Below are 16,085 nucleotides of genomic sequence, written 5' to 3'. Positions count from 1 at the left end.
AAAGATTACTCTCAAGATGAGACTGTGAAATTTTCAGACTATATTAAGTACAAACTCTAATCATAAATTTTATTTATCTGCTGTATTACATACTCCAAATATAAGCTGTGCTTTACTTTTTTTTATAACGTGAAGTGTATTTCATCACTTGTAAAACATCTTCATATGAAAATAAACACACAGCTAAACATGGGGTGGTAAAATGAAAAAAGCCTCCGCTATTCCGTTAGTTATCTCGCTATTTTTCTCTTATTATTCTTCTTTTAGTCTGGCCGCAGAGCCGCTTCCCGATGCCGCATCACTGGGACTGGAAAACTTAACTAATGATCTCTCACGACAGCAGTTATTTGTAAAAATCCTGGGATCAGATCTTTCCCGTAAAATGGAATATGACACGTTCGCAGTAAAAAAATACTTTAAATTTCCGACTGATGTCTCTTATGACTCGGTATTAAATCAACCTCGACCAAGTTCTTTATTTGGAGTGGATATCAGCCATCATAACGATAAGGATTTTCCAATCGAACTGTTGGCAAAAAATAAATCTGTGTTTCTGTATATGAAGTCCAGTCAAGGAACGCGTTATGTCGATCCCGAATTTGCCGGTTTCTGGCAACGGGCCGGGGCTACGGAACGGGGAGTAAAATTACACCGTGGAGCATATCATTTTCTTTCCAGCGGCACTCCGGCAGACGACGCTGAAACATGGGGACGTAAGCAGGCGATGACGTTTGTTAAAATTATTAAAGCTAACGGGGGATTACGCGCAACGGATATGCCACCGGCGGTGGATGTGGAGTGGGATGTGGACTCATCAACGGGTAAGGATCGTTGGCAAAAGCGTAAACCTGCTGAAATTATAACGATGATCAAGGCGTTTACCGCACAGGTCGAAGCCGATTTAGGGCGTAAACCGGTTATCTACACTGCGCGAGCCTGGTGGAAAGATGCCGTTGGTGGGGAAAATAGTTTTGCCCAGGTTGCAGATCACAAACTGTGGCTGGCTGATTACTCTAATCAGGCTCAGGCCAGTGAAACCCCGCGCTCAATCAACCAGACAAAATGGGCGATCTGGCAGTTCACCGACGCAGCACAGCTTAATTTAGGATCGAGTAAGAAGTTTGATGCCAGTATTTATAAAGGTCCAATTGCTGAATTTTATACCACGTTGGGCGTGCAGGAATTTTAACTTATGAACAGACGATGGCTTACTTTATGTATATCGGTTCTGGGGCTATTCGTTGCCGGAATATCGCAGGGAATATCAGATGCACGTGCAGATGATATTTGTAAAAATGGTGCAATGGTTCCTGATGAGTATTGTCGTTTTTTTATCCATTATGGACCTGAGGCTCCTGGTAAACTGGATATCCGAATCAGTGATGCGTTAAAAATACCAGATCAGGATGCAGCGAAAACTCGCGCGATTGGGCTGATTATTTCAATTTCAAAATATCCACTGTTACATGCAGATATTCCAGCAGCTGCAGTAGACGGTCAAAGAATGGCTGATTTTCTTATTAATGGGCAAAAGTTTGATGAGGTTATTTTACTGAAAGATCAGGATGCGTCACTGGATAACATTAATTATTTTCTGAAAGAATATCTACCTGCCAGAGGGATGATGTTTGATAAGAAAGCTCGCTTGTTAATTGCTTATTCAGGTCATGGGCGTTTTGGCACTCAAAATGGTAATTCTGATAAGGCACCGGCATTTGTTTTGAGTAATGCTACAGATATTGATGGTTCAAAAGGCATGTATGAAATGCCAGCTTTGAATGCTCAACTCAACATTCTGGCAAAGCGTTATTTCCATGTTTTGACTTTAGTTAATGCTTGTTTTGGTTCAGGTCTTTTTGGCATGACAGATGGCGCAGGGAATTCAAACGCGTATAGTAAACCAGGTGCGTATGCGATAGCCGCTGGTGATGATAAAACAGAAGTTTATTCCCTGGAAAAAGATAAAGGCAGTGTATTTTTTGATACCCTTATAAAAGGCGTTGCTGATGGCGTTGCCGACGAACGCTTCGGGAAATCGTATATGGTAAAAATTGATGGTAAAAAGGAATACTACGCGGGAATTACCCGAACATTAAGTTTGTTTATCTATGTGAACGACCAATATATAAAAATCAATGAAAAACTGGACGAGGAAGGGAAAGGAATACATCTTAGTGATGCCTGGATAGGAGCAACAGAAAACCCAGCCGGACCGGGGGGATTCTTCTTTATTAACGATCCTGCGGTCAGTCGTCTGGATAAAAAAACACAATTATCAGCCGGGAATGCAGATGAATTTACGAATATTGATAAGACCGCATATTCTATTAAAGAACCGCCTACTGCGCCAGATGAACCAAAGAACAAAGATATAACACCTATTGAAATTCCTTATGGCCCCGTGAGTGCAATTCCCAACCGACCTGACATCCGTATCTTCAAAACACCGGATATTTACCCAATCAGTGGCCATGATATCTCGTCTAACGATGGCGAAATCGACTGGAAATTGTTTCAGGAGAAATCACCTGCGCGTTTTGTCTACGTGAGAGTGGTTGGCTGGAGAGGGCCAGACTCGTCGTTTAAGGCTCACTGGAAGCAATTAGCAGATTCAAAATTTGATCGCGGAGGCTATTTTAAATTTGATTTTTGCCTCACTCCTGAGGCGCAACTGGAAACAGCAAAAAGCCTGCTGCCTGAAGACCCGAAAATGTTGCCTCCCGGTATTTTACTGGTGAATCCAGAAGGTGAAGATACAACCCAACTGGCTTGTTTTAAAAAATCGGGAATGGTGAATGCACGGAATGATATTTTACGTTTTGCTGCCCTGATATATAAAAATTACCATAAAATACCAATATTTTATGGCAATCATAATAATTTGTCCCATTTCATGGACAGTCGGTTCGACCAGTATATGGTGTGGATGGGGTATTGGGGACAAGCTGGTGTGAAGCTCGAGGGGCGTAATCCCTGGACGCTTTGGCAATATTCAGGAAACGAAAAGGTGCCGGGCATTGGTCACAGCACAGAGTCAGAAGTTTTCTTTGGTACTGAAGAACAGTATGCCCAGTTTAAAGCGGGTGAGAATAATGTCGCTCTGGCTGCGGTAAATTGAGGAAATAAATAAAACCGGATGTCGAATATTATTATCGTCATCCGGTTTTGTTGAGTGTTATTTAAGCTGTTCGGGAGGTGTAATATTATCCATATACAGCGTCTGGCTGGGGAAGGCAAAGTCCGCGCCGTGTGACTGCACAATATCAATAATCTTCAAATAAACATCCTGCTGGGCGGCCAGCCATTCGGCCCAGACCGTGGTCTTAGTAAAGCAATAGACCATAATATTTAATGACGAATCTGCAAACTGGTTGAAATAAACCAGTAAGGTTTGTCGCTGGTCGATAGCAGGGTGATTTTTCAGCATCTCACGTACGGCTTCGACAATAGCCCCAACTTTTGCGGCATCTTCATAACGTAAACCAATGGTAGTGGTAATACGCCGGTTGGTCATCCGCCCTGGGTTTTCTACGCTAATGGACGAAAAAAGCGAGTTTGGTACGTACAGTGGGCGATTATCAAAGGTGGTGATTTTTGTGATACGCCAGCCAATTTCTGCTACTGTGCCTTCGATATTCCTGTCCGGTGAACGGATCCAGTCGCCAATACTAAAGGGGCGATCGAAATAGAGCATAATCCCGGAAAAGAAGTTACTCAGAATATCTTTACCGGCCATACCGACAGCCAGACCACCAATACCACCAAAGGTCAACAAGCCAGAAAGGCTCATGCCGAAATGTTCGCCATAAAGCAGAACAATCACTACGATAATGCTGATTTTGATGATGCGCGACATAATCCGCGCGCTGGTGATATCTCGACCTTTTTTTATCTGTTGCCTTTCAAACTGATTAATCAGGAGAAATAACTTAACCGTCAGAATAAGCGCAATCAGTGACGTACAGATAAAATCGATAACGCCTGGGGTGATAAATTTGAGTTTGTAATTTTCAATAACATAATTAATGATGCTGCCGACAGCACTGATAATTATGGTGTAGATCAAAAATTGAACCGCATGGAATAAGAATCCTTTTCTTTTACGATTTCCACGACGAAACCAAAAGCTCATCAGAATCAATGCTGCGCAGCTACCGAAAATAATGACCAGATTAAGCGCATTATTTGTAAACAGTTCAGCGATCATTGTTTTATCAGGCTCCTCCAGATAATTGATGTCATGCCGGAAACCCCTGGCGGGGGTATTTTATCGCGATAATTCATTCATATCATCAATAGACAGGGAAGGAAGTAGCAACATTAGCGAATTTATCAATGGGTTGATGATTTGAACGGCAACAATCTCATGCTTTCGGGGCAGACAACGAGGAAATGTCATGATATTGTTACGCACAAGTAACAAAGAGTTTATCTGCATAAGGATTACATCATGATCATGACGAAGCTGAAGTCAGCAAAGGGGAAGAAGTTTCTCTTTGGTCTGTTGGCGGTTTTCATTATTGCGGCGTCAGTTGTGACTCGCGCGACTATCGGCGGTGTTATCGAACAATATAATATTCCGCTTTCTGACTGGACGACATCAATGTATGTGATTCAGTCATCGATGATTCTTGTTTATAGTCTGGTCTTTACTGTATTGCTGGCAATCCCGCTGGGAATTTATTTCCTCGGTGGTGATGAGAAGTAAATAAAAGAAAGGCCCGAGATATCGGGCCTTGCAAGTAATTGATAAACAATTAATCGTCTTCTTCGTCATCCAGTTCGACAGGCGTCTGGTACTGGTCAGGTTTAATCACCAGCAAATCGCAGCGGAGATGATCAATCACCTGTTCTGCCGTATTACCAAGGAATGCCGCAGAGATACCGGTGCGTCCCACAGTGCCAAGAACGACAATCCCTGCCTGCAAATGTTCGGCCAGATCTGGAATCACTTCTTCAGGCAAACCTTTTTCAACGTGCGTCATGTTTTCATTAATGCCGAATTTCTGCCGCAGGGCTTTCATCGCCAGCAAATGTTGTCCACGAATGGCATCGTTATAAACGCTTGGATCAAATTCCGGCAGTTCAATGGCAATATTGATAGGTGTTACGGGGTAGGCGCCAACCAGATGGACTTCGGTGTGATTTACCTGTTCCGCCAGCTCGATCGTTTCTTTCACCAGTTTTTCATTGAGCGCATTATGATACGGCTCTTCACTGGCGAGATTCACCGCCACCAGCGCCTTACCACCTTCCGGCCACGGCTGGTCTTTCACCATCCACACCGGGCTTGGGCATTTGCGTAACAGGTGCCAGTCGGTAGGGGTGAAAATAACCGCTTCCAGACGGTCATGTTGGTGCGCCATTTTTAGCACCAGATCGTGCCCACTGCTAACCACTTCCTGAATGATGGCTTCGAAAGGACGGTTATGCCATACCACTTTAATTTCAATCGGGACGCCAGCGTTGAGATAATACTTTGCCTGCTCATGGATCCAGGCAGTACGCTGGCTGATAACCCCCTGACGCATAGCGGTACGCTCGTCGGGAGAGAGCAGGGTAGTCATTTCGTATGAGAAGTCATAAATCGGCAAAAAGGCTTTAATTTTGCCACCAATCCGTTGATGTAAATAAACAGCTCGCCGTAATGCCGGTTGATCGTCCTGGTTAGGGTCGATAACAACGAGCATGTTCTGATACATAGCCATACAGGGTCTCCTTACAACAACTGTCAACGCAGTTTGTAATTAAAAGATTAACCCATATCTGGTGAATGAAACAGTGATGAACCTTCTGCCAGATCAATAAATCAGAAAAATTTAATGATATGACAGAAGGATAGTTGATTATGCGGAAAAATCAGGCAACGTTACGCGTATGACCAGCAAGCAAGGCCAGCGCATCGTTATTTTCGATGGTGATGTATTTACCTTTGACTGCCAACATGCCGCTTTTCTGGAAACGACCCAGCAGACGACTGATGGTTTCTACCGTCAGGCCAAGATAGTTACCGATATCGCCACGAGTCATCGTCAGGCGGAATTCACGAGGGGAGAAGCCGCGTTGGGCAAAACGACGGGACAGGTTGTAGATAAAAGCAGCCAGGCGTTCTTCTGCATTTTTCTTCGACAACAGCAGGATCATGTCCTGATCGCCTTTGATTTCACCGCTCATCAGACGCATCATCTGCTGACGCAGATTCGGCATTTTACCAGACAGATCGTCCAGGGTTTCGAACGGGATTTCACATACCATTGAGGTTTCCAGCGCCTGGGCGAAACTCGGGTGATGACCGCTACCAATAGCGTCAAAACCTACCAGATCGCCTGCTAAATGGAAGCCAGTGATTTGCTCGTCGCCTTGCTCTGTGATGGTATAACTTTTAATCGTACCGGAGCGGATGGCATAAAGCGATTTAAGTTCATCACCAGCCTTAAACAGCGTCTGGCCTTTCTGAATAGGCTTCTTTCGCTCGATGATATTATCAAGCTGATCAAGCTCATGTTCGTTGAGTGTGAACGGGATGCAAAGCTGACTGATGCTGCAATCCTGGCAATGGATAGCACAACCGCCAGACTGAATGCGCCGTATAATTCGCTTTTCCGGGATCATAGGTCTGCTCAAGCCGTAATTGATATTTGTCAATTTTAACATCTTTTTAGGGAGCAAGTAAGTCTAAGCAAACCTTAACAGCGGAGAATTCCGATAATAGATGTAAATTTATGTCTATCCCGTTGAAAACCTTTAAATTGTTAAGGGTGACTTTACATAAAACTGTGAACAAATCGGCACAAATTGTTTAAGGTTTATAGCAGCAGATAGCCTTCATGGCGCAATAACCACTCTTTTCGCTGCACTCCGCCTGCATATCCTGTCATCGTGCCGTTTCGTCCAATAACCCGGTGGCAAGGGACGACAATGCTGATCGGATTAGAGCCATTTGCTGCGCCAACGGCACGCGCTGCGCCTGGTCGACCCAGATGTTCAGCAAGTTGACCGTAATGCATTACCTGCCCGCAGGGGATAGTGCGCAGTGTTTTCCAGACTTCGCGCTGAAATGGCGTGCCTCCTGTGGCGGTAGGAAGGGTATCAATAATGCTAAGATTCCCGGCAAAATAGTCACGAAGTTTGTCGCTTAAGCCCCCTGGGTTGGTGGCAGAAATGCGCTCATAACCTTCTTTGCGATAATGGATGTCCAGCAGCTGCACCATGCGTTCGCTGTACTCTTCCCATTCAACCGCCCGCAGACGAAATTGTTCATCGCAAATTACCCACAGAGGTCCCAGTGGCGTGGCAATTTTTTCTTCAAGTAATCTCAGCATCCGTTCTCTCTTAAGACAAACGTGGGTAAATCCCCGAACCAATAGGCTGACCGATAAGATACCACGCCAGCAACATTAGCAGCCATACCACCAAAAAGATTAAGACTAACAAAGAGTAAGTACCTGGTTTCGCGTCTGGTTTGTCGCGATCTGGTCGCATAAAGCGATTTTTTGATTTTTCTGCCTGAATAAATGGGGGTGTTCCATCACCTGGATCGAGGCTGGAATAATTCCAGTCAGCGAAATTTTACCGAAGGCGACCTGTTATTTGATTCAGCAGCGTGATAGCCGCCTGGCACCACTGAACTCGCCATTCATCACCCAATCCCGGCGAGAATGTAGTTATTTACAGAGCTAAAAAATGAATAAAAAAATAGAGCCTGTCGACATCCGCCAGACTCTACAGTACACACAGCAGTGCATCCGCGTCTTAAATCCGGCCTGGGTTCCTCGTGACCGGTGACAGTGTTATAACGGTTTTGCCCATCCGTTGCCAATTTTCTTCAGTGACAGATTTCACGAAAATATAAGTTAAATCATTCGTCTCGTGATTGCATAATCATGCATCGCTAATCTGCGTTCTGCTCTTCATCGCATTTTTGTTAGTTCCTGCTATGAATAAATCACCCTGATCGGATGCCTGTGCTGAATTAAACCCGGCCTAAACTGTTCGATACTGTCACCAGGCTAGTATAAAATGCCCCGCCTGTGCAGACACCAGCAGGTATGGAGCAAAGTATTGTTTCAATCTGCGAAGTGAACGATGCAGCAAATATCAGATGTGTGAAGGTGCATAGGAGGTTACATGAACCTTGACGACAAATCGCTGTTTCTTGACGCCATGGAAGATGTCCAGCCACTGAAGCGCGCTACAGATGTCCACTGGCATCCAACGCGTAACCAACGTGCGCCGCAGCGTATCGACACGCTGCAACTTGATAATTTCCTTACCACTGGATTTCTCGACATCATCCCGCTAAGCCAGCCGCTGGAGTTTCGGCGGGAAGGGCTGCAACATGGGGTGCTGGATAAGTTACGCAGCGGTAAATATCCGCAGCAGGCCAGCCTGAATCTTCTACGTCAGCCGGTGGAAGAGTGCCGCAAAATAGTGTTCAGTTTTATTCAACAGGCATTGGCGGATGGTTTGCGTAACGTGCTGATTATTCATGGCAAGGGGCGGGACGATAAATCGCACGCCAACATTGTTCGCAGCTATGTGGCGCGCTGGCTGACCGAGTTTGATGATGTTCAGGCATATTGTACCGCGCTACCGCATCATGGCGGCAGCGGGGCGTGTTACGTCGCACTCCGTAAAACGGCGCAGGCGAAGCAGGAAAACTGGGAGCGCCACGCTAAACGCAGCCGTTGATCACGGGACGCTTCCGTGGCTTATGCTGCCAGCACGCGGTTGCGTCCATCATTTTTTGCCCGATACAACGCATCATCGACCCGTTTAAACAGTTCATCAATACTTTCATTTCCTTCGTTATGCGCCACGCCAATACTGACGGTGAAGCGCGGCAAGCCCGAAATGCTCACTTTTGCCACGCTCAAGCGGATAGTTTCAGCCAACGAAAGTGCAGTATCCAGAGGGGTTCTGGGCAATAATAAGACGAACTCTTCACCACCCCAGCGAAACACCAAATCACCTTTGCGGGCGCAGCTTTCGAGTGTACGGGCAAGTGCGTATAACACTTCATCCCCTTTCTGATGACCGTATAAGTCATTGATATGTTTAAAACGATCGGTGTCGATGAGTAGCAAACTGTAGTCCTGAGCGATTGCCAGGTGCTGCATCTGTCCTGGTTCAGTTATGTAGTAAAACTGTCGACGGTTAAGTAATCCCGTTAGCGCATCATGGTGGGCCGCATGTTCCAGCTGTTCCTCGAGCCTTTTTTGCTCAGTAATATCATGTACGATGCATAACATTAACCTGTCACCGTAAATCTCAATTGGTCCAGCATAAGTTTGTACGTGTCGAACGGAACCATCTGCCAGTTTATGGACAAAATTGAGGGGCTTATGCCCGCCGGGTAAACGTGAAATTTCATGCATGACAGGCATAACGCGACGCCCAAGCATATTAATTTCCCAGGTGTGTTTCTGACACATTGTTTCATGGTTATAGCCATAGAAATTAAGCGCGGCCAGATTGGCATCGACGATTTGGCCATCACGCGAGGGATCTATCAACAACATTGGCGCGGAGTTAGTCAGAAAAAAACGCGCATAAAACCCTTGTTTTTTACGTTGATAATTCGCAGAGCGGCTGGCTTTTAAACCCAGAGTTGCGGGTGTTTCCATTCCTTCAAATATAATTACTTTCTCTATGTCATTAATCTCTTTGAGGGTCAACCGACAGCTTAATGCTGTATCTTCACCATTACGCTGGACAGTGAGGATTTCTACAATATCAAGCTGGTTATGCAGGTCCGTAAGGTATTTAGGCAGTTCGTTTTGCGAGGAGATGGAATAGAGGCCGGTACGTAGCTGACTAAAAGTGAGTTCTTGCATCAACAGTCGCGCAGCACTATTGGCATAAATTAATTGTTCCTCGAAGGGTGAAACGATCCAGACAGGACTGGTTAATAAGTCCAGGGTATTGAAGTTGTGCGTAGTCATTGAAATCCCGTTATTTTTATCAATCTTTTGTTGCTACCTGATCGCAAAAATGCCACGACAAATGATCAGATAATTCTGATAATGATAGACGCTATTTAACGCTTCACACGTTTTCGAATCAGGAAAAGTATTTTGCTTTCTGTATTTAATTTTGACAGGATTTTATTAATCATTTCAGGGTAATGGGGTGATGAGATTTTGCGTAACATGACCAGAAGACTAGACTACAAAATAATCCGTTGATGATGGGAGGCACTGTGGAAGTGATTAAGGGAGCGGACGTAAATGTCCCGGATGCAGTATTTGCCTGGATTCTGGATGGCAAAGGTGGCGTTAAACCGCTGGAAAATACAGATGAGATAGATGAAGCGCATCCTTGCTGGCTCCACCTCAATTATGTGCACCATGACAGCGCCCAGTGGCTGGCGACGACACCACTGCTGCCAAATAATGTGCGCGATGCGCTGGCGGGAGAAAGTACACGGCCCAGAGTCAGTCGTCTTGGCGAAGGGACGCTGATTACTTTGCGCTGCATTAATGGCAGTACTGATGAACGTCCCGACCAGCTGGTGGCCATGCGTGTTTATATGGACGGACGGTTAATTGTCTCGACCCGACAACGTAAAGTGTTGGCGTTGGATGATGTGGTTAGCGATCTGGAAGAGGGCACTGGTCCGACCGATTGCGGCGGCTGGTTGGTGGATGTGTGTGATGCGTTGACCGATCATTCCAGTGAGTTTATAGAACAACTGCACGATAAAATTATCGACCTGGAAGATAATCTACTCGATCAACAAATTCCTCCGCGCGGTTTCCTGGCGCTACTGCGTAAACAATTAATTGTTATGCGTCGCTATATGGCGCCGCAACGTGATGTTTATGCTCGTCTTGCCAGCGAGCGATTGCCGTGGATGAATGACGACCAACGCCGTCGAATGCAGGATATTGCCGACCGCCTCGGACGTGGTCTGGATGAGATTGACGCCTGTATTGCCCGAACTGGCGTGATGGCGGATGAAATCGCTCAGGTCATGCAGGAAAATTTAGCGCGTCGCACGTATACAATGTCCTTGATGGCAATGGTCTTTTTACCCAGTACGTTTTTAACGGGGTTATTTGGCGTCAACCTTGGTGGTATTCCTGGCGGGGGATGGCAATTCGGCTTTTCGCTTTTTTGTATTCTGTTAGTTGTTCTTATTGGTGGTGTTGCTTTATGGTTGCATCGTAGTAAATGGTTGTAACAAAAGAAAATTTGTCTACTTACTGTATACAAAAACGCCTTAAAGTTTGAGCGAAGTCAATAAACTCTCTACCCATTCAGGGCAATATCTTCCTCGCAGGTGAATGCAACGTCAAGCGATGGGCGTTGCGCTCCATATTGTCTTACTTCCTTTTTTGAATTACTGCATAGCACAATTGATTCGTACGACGCCGACTTAGATGAGTCGGCTTTTTTTTGCCTGTTATTTGTCAGCGTCTACCCTTTAAGAGTCTACCCAATGACCGGAGGGAAATATGACGACACTCATTTATTTGCAAATTCCTGTCCCTGAACCGATTCCTGGCGATCCTGTTCCAGTGCCTGATCCGATTCCTCGTCCGCAACCTATGCCCGACCCGCCGCCAGATGAAGAACCGATTAAATTGTCGCATCGTGAGCGTAGATCTGCGAGGATACGCGCCTGCTAATTTTGCGTCGATGACCACGAGAATAGATTGTGACCGCTTTTTCTACCCTGAACGTTTTGCCTCCCGCCCAGCTCACTAACCTTAATGAGTTGGGTTATTTAACCATGACGCCTGTACAGGCCGCCGCGCTTCCGGCGATCCTTGCCGGAAAAGACGTTCGCGTGCAGGCGAAAACCGGCAGCGGCAAAACGGCGGCATTTGGCCTCGGGTTGTTACAGCAAATTGATGCGTCGCTGTTTCAGACCCAGGCTTTGGTACTGTGTCCTACGCGTGAGCTGGCGGATCAGGTTGCCGGGGAATTGCGTCGGTTGGCGCGTTTTCTGCCAAATACCAAAATTTTGACCTTATGCGGTGGTCAACCGTTCGGTATGCAGCGTGATTCGCTGCAACATGCGCCGCATATTATCGTGGCAACGCCGGGTCGTTTGCTCGATCACCTGCAAAAAGGCACGGTATCGCTGGATGCGTTGAATACGCTGGTGATGGATGAAGCTGACCGCATGTTGGATATGGGATTTAGTGATGCCATTGATGATGTGATCCGTTTTGCTCCTGCTTCTCGTCAGACGCTTTTGTTTTCGGCGACCTGGCCAGACGCAATTGCTGCGATTAGCGGTCGTGTACAACGCGATCCTTTGGCGATTGAAATTGATTCGACAGATGCTTTACCGCCTATTGAACAACAATTTTATGAAACATCCAGCAAGGCTAAAATTCCGTTATTACAACGGTTATTAAGTTTGCATCAACCCTCGTCTTGTGTGGTGTTTTGTAATACTAAAAAAGATTGTCAGGCTGTGTGTGACGCGCTGAATGAAGTAGGGCAAAGTGCATTGTCGTTACATGGCGATCTGGAGCAACGTGACCGCGATCAGACCCTGGTACGTTTTGCTAACGGTAGCGCCCGCGTGCTGGTAGCGACCGATGTCGCAGCGCGCGGTCTGGATATCAAATCTCTTGAGCTGGTAGTGAACTTTGAACTGGCGTGGGATCCTGAAGTTCATGTACATCGCATCGGGCGTACAGCGCGTGCAGGAAATAGCGGACTGGCGATCAGTTTCTGTGCCCCGGAAGAAGCACAGCGCGCCAATATCATTTCTGACATGTTGCAGATAAAACTTAACTGGCAAACGCCGCCAGCCAGTAGTTCCATTGTGCCGCTGGAAGCAGAGATGGCGACGTTGTGCATTGATGGCGGGAAAAAAGCCAAAATGCGACCGGGCGATGTGTTAGGTGCGTTGACGGGCGATATCGGCCTTGATGGCGCAGATATTGGCAAAATTGCTGTGCATCCGGCGCATGTCTATGTCGCAGTGCGTCAGAGTGTCGCCCATAAGGCATGGAAGCAGTTACAGGGCGGGAAGGTTAAAGGGAAAACGTGCCGGGTGCGATTATTAAAATAACGAAATGTTGAATTGCCGGATGCGACGCTGGTTGCGTCTTATCCGGCCTATGCAAGAGTAGCCCGATAAGTTTGCGCATCGGGCGTTATCCTGGTTATTTCACTTCAACCACATTCAGCCGTAATTCATCCAGCTGATTCTCATCTTCTTCAGGCTGCCAGCCCGCAGGCTGTAGTGGGATCTCTTCGCGATCGAACGCCAGATCACCGCCGTTAACCACTTCGGAACCGTGGGTAATGCCTTTGAAATCGAAAAGACTGGTATCGCACAAATGAGACGGCACCACATTCTGCATCGCGCTGAACATCGTCTCAATTCGCCCCGGATAACGCTTATCCCAGTCACGCAGCATATCAGCAATCACCTGACGTTGCAGGTTAGGCTGTGAACCACACAGGTTGCACGGAATAATCGGGAATGCTTTCGCATCGGCAAAGCGTTGAATATCTTTTTCGCGGCAGTAGGCCAACGGGCGAATAACGATGTGCTTGCCATCATCGCTCATCAGCTTCGGCGGCATACCTTTCATCTTGCCGCCGTAGAACATATTCAGGAACAACGTTTGCAGGATATCGTCACGATGGTGACCCAGCGCGATCTTCGTCGCACCCAGTTCCGTTGCGGTGCGGTAAAGGATACCGCGACGCAGACGAGAGCACAGTGAGCAGGTGGTTTTGCCCTCAGGAATCTTCTCTTTCACGATACCGTAAGTGTTCTCTTCAACAATCTTGTACTCAACGCCCAGTTTTTCGAGATACTCCGGCAGCACATGTTCCGGGAAGCCAGGTTGTTTCTGGTCGAGGTTAACGGCAACCAGCGAAAAACTGATTGGCGCACTTTGCTGCAAATTACGCAGAATCTCCAGCATGGTATAGCTGTCTTTACCCCCGGAGAGGCAAACCATAATGCGATCGCCATCTTCAATCATATTGAAGTCAGCAATAGCTTCGCCTACGTTACGACGCAGACGTTTTTGCAATTTGTTCAGGTTGTATTGTTCTTTCTTTGTAATTTGTTGATTTTCTTGCATTATTTCAGTTCTCTGGTACTAAATGGGGCAAATTGGGGGCAAACTTTGCAACTACGATAACCGCGCATTCAACATGGCTATCTGTTCGTCGTTCATGTCATCAATCCACATACCGTAAATTTCATACACCATCTGCGCAGTTTCATGCCCCATTTGGCTGGCTATAAATGCCGGGTTCGCTCCTGCCGTCAACAGCCAGCAGGCAAAAGTATGCCGCGTATGGTACGGATTACGGCGGCGAATACCAGCACGTTTTACTGCTGCATTCCACCTTGCCCCCAAACTGCTTACCGAGTAATAAGGTTTTTGTTTTCCGTTACACACCCTGGGCATGAAAACAAAATGCAGTTTTTGCTTTTCGGTTCTGCCGTACTCCCGATGATAAAAGGTGATTTCGCTTTTGCGATGATGCCCGGTCAGTTTGTATTGCTCCTTCAGTGCTTCAAGAGCAGGCTGCAGTAGTGTTACTGTTCGGATCCCGGCATTTGTTTTTGGGGGACCGAACATATCAAGTATCGTCAGGTTTCTTCTGACATTCACTATTCCCTTTTCGAGATCCACATCCTCCCACGCCAGAGCTGCCAGTTCCCCGTGACGAAGTCCTGAGTAAACGGCAAATTTCCACAAGTTCTGGCTCTGTCCTTTTTCACTTTCCATTAATGCATTGAATTCTGTTTTAGATAACGGATCAGGCTTTATTCTGTTTCGCTGTAATTTTTTTACTCCTTCAAATGGTTTAGTTGATATAAATCCCGACTGATACGCAAAACGCAACAGCGAACAGAGCAGGGCGATATAGTTATCAACTGTGCGCACGGTTCTTCCTTTTTTGTTGGATCTTGGATTATCCAGGTAAAGCGTTTCTCCATGCAGCAGTTCATTCCGGTAGTTTAAGATATCGCTATAACGAATATGTGATATCGGGGTACTTTCACAAATTATTATTCTGAGTGTTTTTAATTGTGATTTCGTTTTCTTCATTGTGTTTGTTGTTAACTCTGTCTCTTTAATTTTTGTCCAGATATCACAAAGCTCTCCGAACGTTTTTATGACTCTCGTTGTCACCATTTTTGCCCCAGTGCTGGACTGGGGAAAACGTCTTAAATACTCAAATTCACCGGAGTTTATTTCATGAACTATCAGCGATCTTAAATTTCCGGCCTTTTTAATATTACTGTTTGTAATCTCCCAGCCTTTTAATGTTTCCCGACATCGTTTTCCTCGAAACATGAACCAGATGCGAATGTATCTACCTCTAATCTCGACACCTGTTGGTAATTTAGACATATCATGAGTCTTTGATAAACTGATTTATCTTTGGATAGTTGTACCAGATAATCCCTCGTTTGCTGTCTGGCTTACCTAAAGGAGATACTCGTTTGAAGTGGAAGCCCTCCACCCAACAGTTCTGGCGGTATGCTTCAATTTGTCTGGCCCCCAGACCAGTGCGAAGCATCAGGCCGTATTCAACCATCCACTCTTCATTAAAGATTACTTGTGCCATCGCATCACCTCTGGCAGGCGCCAATGTTAGACTGAAATTGACGCCCGATGTTGATTATTAATAATCAGCTATGAAGTTTTAATTTGAATACAATGCAATTCTCGAGGACTGAAGTTTCTCGCAATTAAAATTTATCAGTTTTACTTTCTGCTCTCTGGAAACGCCTGCTTCTTTTTTACCTGAGAGCATTTTTTCGCATTCTGATTTCGTTAGTTTAGATTTTGAATATCTTGTCCAGTTAGTAGGAGTGCCACCTTCCTTTTCAATAGTGGCGGTAATTTTATACATGAACACCTCCATTATTATTTCCAGTGGTTCGTTTATTCCATCTTTCGAGTGCTTCTTTTTCACTTCCACCATAACCGGTTCGGGATTCGCATCCGTTACACTTCGCTCGGTAATATCCTGAAATGGCTTTCACCGTTACTGATGGACAACCACAAAATGGACATGGTTTAACATTGTCATATCTCATAATTTTTCTCATAAAAAATATTTCAAGTTGGCGGTGCATT

General features: G+C 45.9%; 17 protein-coding genes and 2 pseudogenes. 8 read left to right on the top strand and 11 right to left on the bottom strand.

The annotated features are described in order from the left end of the window. Positions 1-202 precede the first annotated feature (202 nt). Together A7589_RS02925 and A7589_RS02920 are read left to right on the top strand one after the other, a co-directional pair. Positions 203-1,189 (top strand): glycoside hydrolase family 25 protein, encoded by a 987-nt coding sequence (locus A7589_RS02925; protein ID WP_105282426.1) that lies wholly within the window; start codon positions 203-205, stop codon positions 1,187-1,189. Positions 1,190-1,192: 3 nt separating this feature from the next. Then, positions 1,193-3,118 (top strand): GH25 family lysozyme, encoded by a 1,926-nt coding sequence (locus A7589_RS02920; protein WP_016158375.1) that lies wholly within the window; start codon positions 1,193-1,195, stop codon positions 3,116-3,118. 57 nt (positions 3,119-3,175) lie between these two features. Here A7589_RS02920 and ynaI read toward each other — a convergent pair whose 3' ends face one another. After that, the gene (gene ynaI / locus A7589_RS02915) at positions 3,176-4,207 is read right to left on the bottom strand and encodes a low conductance mechanosensitive channel YnaI (RefSeq protein ID WP_000559884.1); all 1,032 of its coding nucleotides are present in this window, start codon (positions 4,205-4,207) and stop codon (positions 3,176-3,178) included. Positions 4,208-4,450: 243 nt separating this feature from the next. Between ynaI and A7589_RS02910 the strand changes: the two genes are divergently transcribed. Continuing rightward, positions 4,451-4,708 (top strand): DUF2534 family protein, encoded by a 258-nt coding sequence (locus A7589_RS02910; protein ID WP_000606103.1) that lies wholly within the window; start codon positions 4,451-4,453, stop codon positions 4,706-4,708. A gap of 49 nt (positions 4,709-4,757) precedes the next feature. Here A7589_RS02910 and uspE read toward each other — a convergent pair whose 3' ends face one another. The 4 genes and pseudogenes from uspE to A7589_RS02890 form a co-directional block, all read right to left on the bottom strand. Beyond that, complete coding sequence (gene uspE / locus A7589_RS02905; protein ID WP_001262134.1) at positions 4,758-5,708, bottom strand: universal stress protein UspE; 951 nt, start codon at positions 5,706-5,708, stop codon at positions 4,758-4,760. 151 nt (positions 5,709-5,859) lie between these two features. Further along, on the bottom strand, positions 5,860-6,612 hold the full coding sequence (fnr, locus tag A7589_RS02900) for a fumarate/nitrate reduction transcriptional regulator Fnr (protein WP_000611910.1): 753 nt from the start codon (positions 6,610-6,612) through the stop codon (positions 5,860-5,862). A gap of 194 nt (positions 6,613-6,806) precedes the next feature. Then, positions 6,807-7,322, bottom strand: coding sequence for a methylated-DNA--[protein]-cysteine S-methyltransferase (gene ogt, locus A7589_RS02895; RefSeq protein WP_000945003.1), 516 nt, complete (start codon positions 7,320-7,322; stop codon positions 6,807-6,809). A 10-nt stretch (positions 7,323-7,332) separates the two neighbouring features. Beyond that, a pseudogene (locus tag A7589_RS02890) lies at positions 7,333-7,470 on the bottom strand (hypothetical protein); the annotation flags it as partial. Positions 7,471-7,484: 14 nt separating this feature from the next. Here A7589_RS02890 and A7589_RS23640 point away from each other — a divergent pair. Both A7589_RS23640 and smrA read left to right on the top strand, forming a co-directional pair. Beyond that, positions 7,485-7,680: pseudogene (locus tag A7589_RS23640) on the top strand (LysR family transcriptional regulator); the annotation flags it as partial. Between the two features lie 447 nt (positions 7,681-8,127). Continuing rightward, positions 8,128-8,691, top strand: a complete 564-nt coding sequence (smrA, locus tag A7589_RS02880) for a DNA endonuclease SmrA (protein WP_001046817.1) — start codon at positions 8,128-8,130, stop codon at positions 8,689-8,691. Between the two features lie 20 nt (positions 8,692-8,711). Here the strand turns inward: smrA and A7589_RS02875 are convergent, their stop codons facing one another. Beyond that, entirely contained in the window at positions 8,712-9,944 is a 1,233-nt protein-coding gene (locus tag A7589_RS02875; RefSeq protein WP_000207189.1) for a sensor domain-containing diguanylate cyclase, read from the bottom strand. Positions 9,945-10,201: 257 nt separating this feature from the next. On the opposite strand from A7589_RS02875, the gene zntB reads away from it, so the two are divergent. From zntB to dbpA, 3 genes are all read left to right on the top strand, one after another. Beyond that, complete coding sequence (zntB, locus tag A7589_RS02870) at positions 10,202-11,185, top strand: zinc transporter ZntB (RefSeq protein WP_016158374.1); 984 nt, start codon at positions 10,202-10,204, stop codon at positions 11,183-11,185. Between the two features lie 274 nt (positions 11,186-11,459). Then, positions 11,460-11,633, top strand: coding sequence for a proline-rich small protein YnaL (gene ynaL / locus A7589_RS22905; RefSeq protein WP_001296046.1), 174 nt, complete (start codon positions 11,460-11,462; stop codon positions 11,631-11,633). 29 nt (positions 11,634-11,662) lie between these two features. Beyond that, on the top strand, positions 11,663-13,036 hold the full coding sequence (dbpA, locus tag A7589_RS02860) for an ATP-dependent RNA helicase DbpA (protein ID WP_000123724.1): 1,374 nt from the start codon (positions 11,663-11,665) through the stop codon (positions 13,034-13,036). A gap of 94 nt (positions 13,037-13,130) precedes the next feature. Here the strand turns inward: dbpA and ttcA are convergent, their stop codons facing one another. The 5 genes from ttcA to ralR form a co-directional block, all read right to left on the bottom strand. Continuing rightward, entirely contained in the window at positions 13,131-14,066 is a 936-nt protein-coding gene (gene ttcA / locus A7589_RS02855; RefSeq protein ID WP_105282424.1) for a tRNA 2-thiocytidine(32) synthetase TtcA, read from the bottom strand. Positions 14,067-14,117: 51 nt separating this feature from the next. Beyond that, positions 14,118-15,353 carry a site-specific integrase gene (locus tag A7589_RS02850; RefSeq protein ID WP_000040858.1) on the bottom strand — a complete coding sequence of 412 codons (1,236 nt, stop codon included), beginning with the start codon at positions 15,351-15,353 and terminating at the stop codon, positions 14,118-14,120. 1 nt (position 15,354) lies between these two features. Then, positions 15,355-15,570, bottom strand: coding sequence for an excisionase XisR (gene xisR, locus A7589_RS02845; protein ID WP_000079604.1), 216 nt, complete (start codon positions 15,568-15,570; stop codon positions 15,355-15,357). A 78-nt stretch (positions 15,571-15,648) separates the two neighbouring features. Then, complete coding sequence (gene rcbA, locus A7589_RS02840) at positions 15,649-15,858, bottom strand: double-strand break reduction protein RcbA (protein ID WP_000276809.1); 210 nt, start codon at positions 15,856-15,858, stop codon at positions 15,649-15,651. Then, a complete protein-coding gene (gene ralR / locus A7589_RS02835; RefSeq protein ID WP_001317028.1) occupies positions 15,851-16,045 on the bottom strand; it encodes a type I toxin-antitoxin system endodeoxyribonuclease toxin RalR in 195 nt (64 codons plus the stop codon). Before ralR ends, rcbA begins: the two co-directional genes overlap by 8 nt. Between the last annotated feature and the right edge of the window lie 40 nt (positions 16,046-16,085).

The sequence above is a fragment of the Escherichia sp. MOD1-EC6475 genome (assembly GCF_003046645.1).
Lineage (GTDB): Bacteria > Pseudomonadota > Gammaproteobacteria > Enterobacterales > Enterobacteriaceae > Escherichia > Escherichia ruysiae.
Note: the sequence above shows the minus strand (reverse complement) of the source record. Positions and strands in the feature narration are given on the sequence as shown.

Bases quoted from the DNA above. Each gene is read 5' to 3' on its own strand.
- A7589_RS02925 (WP_105282426.1), top strand. From the start codon at position 203: ATGAAAAAAGCCTCCGCTATTCCGTTAGTTATCTCGCTATTTTTCTCT.
- A7589_RS02920 (WP_016158375.1), top strand. From the start codon at position 1,193: ATGAACAGACGATGGCTTACTTTATGTATATCGGTTCTGGGGCTATTC.
- ynaI (WP_000559884.1), bottom strand. From the start codon at position 4,207: ATGATCGCTGAACTGTTTACAAATAATGCGCTTAATCTGGTCATTATT.
- A7589_RS02910 (WP_000606103.1), top strand. From the start codon at position 4,451: ATGATCATGACGAAGCTGAAGTCAGCAAAGGGGAAGAAGTTTCTCTTT.
- uspE (WP_001262134.1), bottom strand. From the start codon at position 5,708: ATGGCTATGTATCAGAACATGCTCGTTGTTATCGACCCTAACCAGGAC.
- fnr (WP_000611910.1), bottom strand. From the start codon at position 6,612: ATGATCCCGGAAAAGCGAATTATACGGCGCATTCAGTCTGGCGGTTGT.
- ogt (WP_000945003.1), bottom strand. From the start codon at position 7,322: ATGCTGAGATTACTTGAAGAAAAAATTGCCACGCCACTGGGACCTCTG.
- smrA (WP_001046817.1), top strand. From the start codon at position 8,128: ATGAACCTTGACGACAAATCGCTGTTTCTTGACGCCATGGAAGATGTC.
- A7589_RS02875 (WP_000207189.1), bottom strand. From the start codon at position 9,944: ATGACTACGCACAACTTCAATACCCTGGACTTATTAACCAGTCCTGTC.
- ynaL (WP_001296046.1), top strand. From the start codon at position 11,460: ATGACGACACTCATTTATTTGCAAATTCCTGTCCCTGAACCGATTCCT.
- ttcA (WP_105282424.1), bottom strand. From the start codon at position 14,066: ATGCAAGAAAATCAACAAATTACAAAGAAAGAACAATACAACCTGAAC.
- A7589_RS02850 (WP_000040858.1), bottom strand. From the start codon at position 15,353: ATGTCTAAATTACCAACAGGTGTCGAGATTAGAGGTAGATACATTCGC.
- xisR (WP_000079604.1), bottom strand. From the start codon at position 15,570: ATGGCACAAGTAATCTTTAATGAAGAGTGGATGGTTGAATACGGCCTG.
- rcbA (WP_000276809.1), bottom strand. From the start codon at position 15,858: ATGTATAAAATTACCGCCACTATTGAAAAGGAAGGTGGCACTCCTACT.
- ralR (WP_001317028.1), bottom strand. From the start codon at position 16,045: ATGAGATATGACAATGTTAAACCATGTCCATTTTGTGGTTGTCCATCA.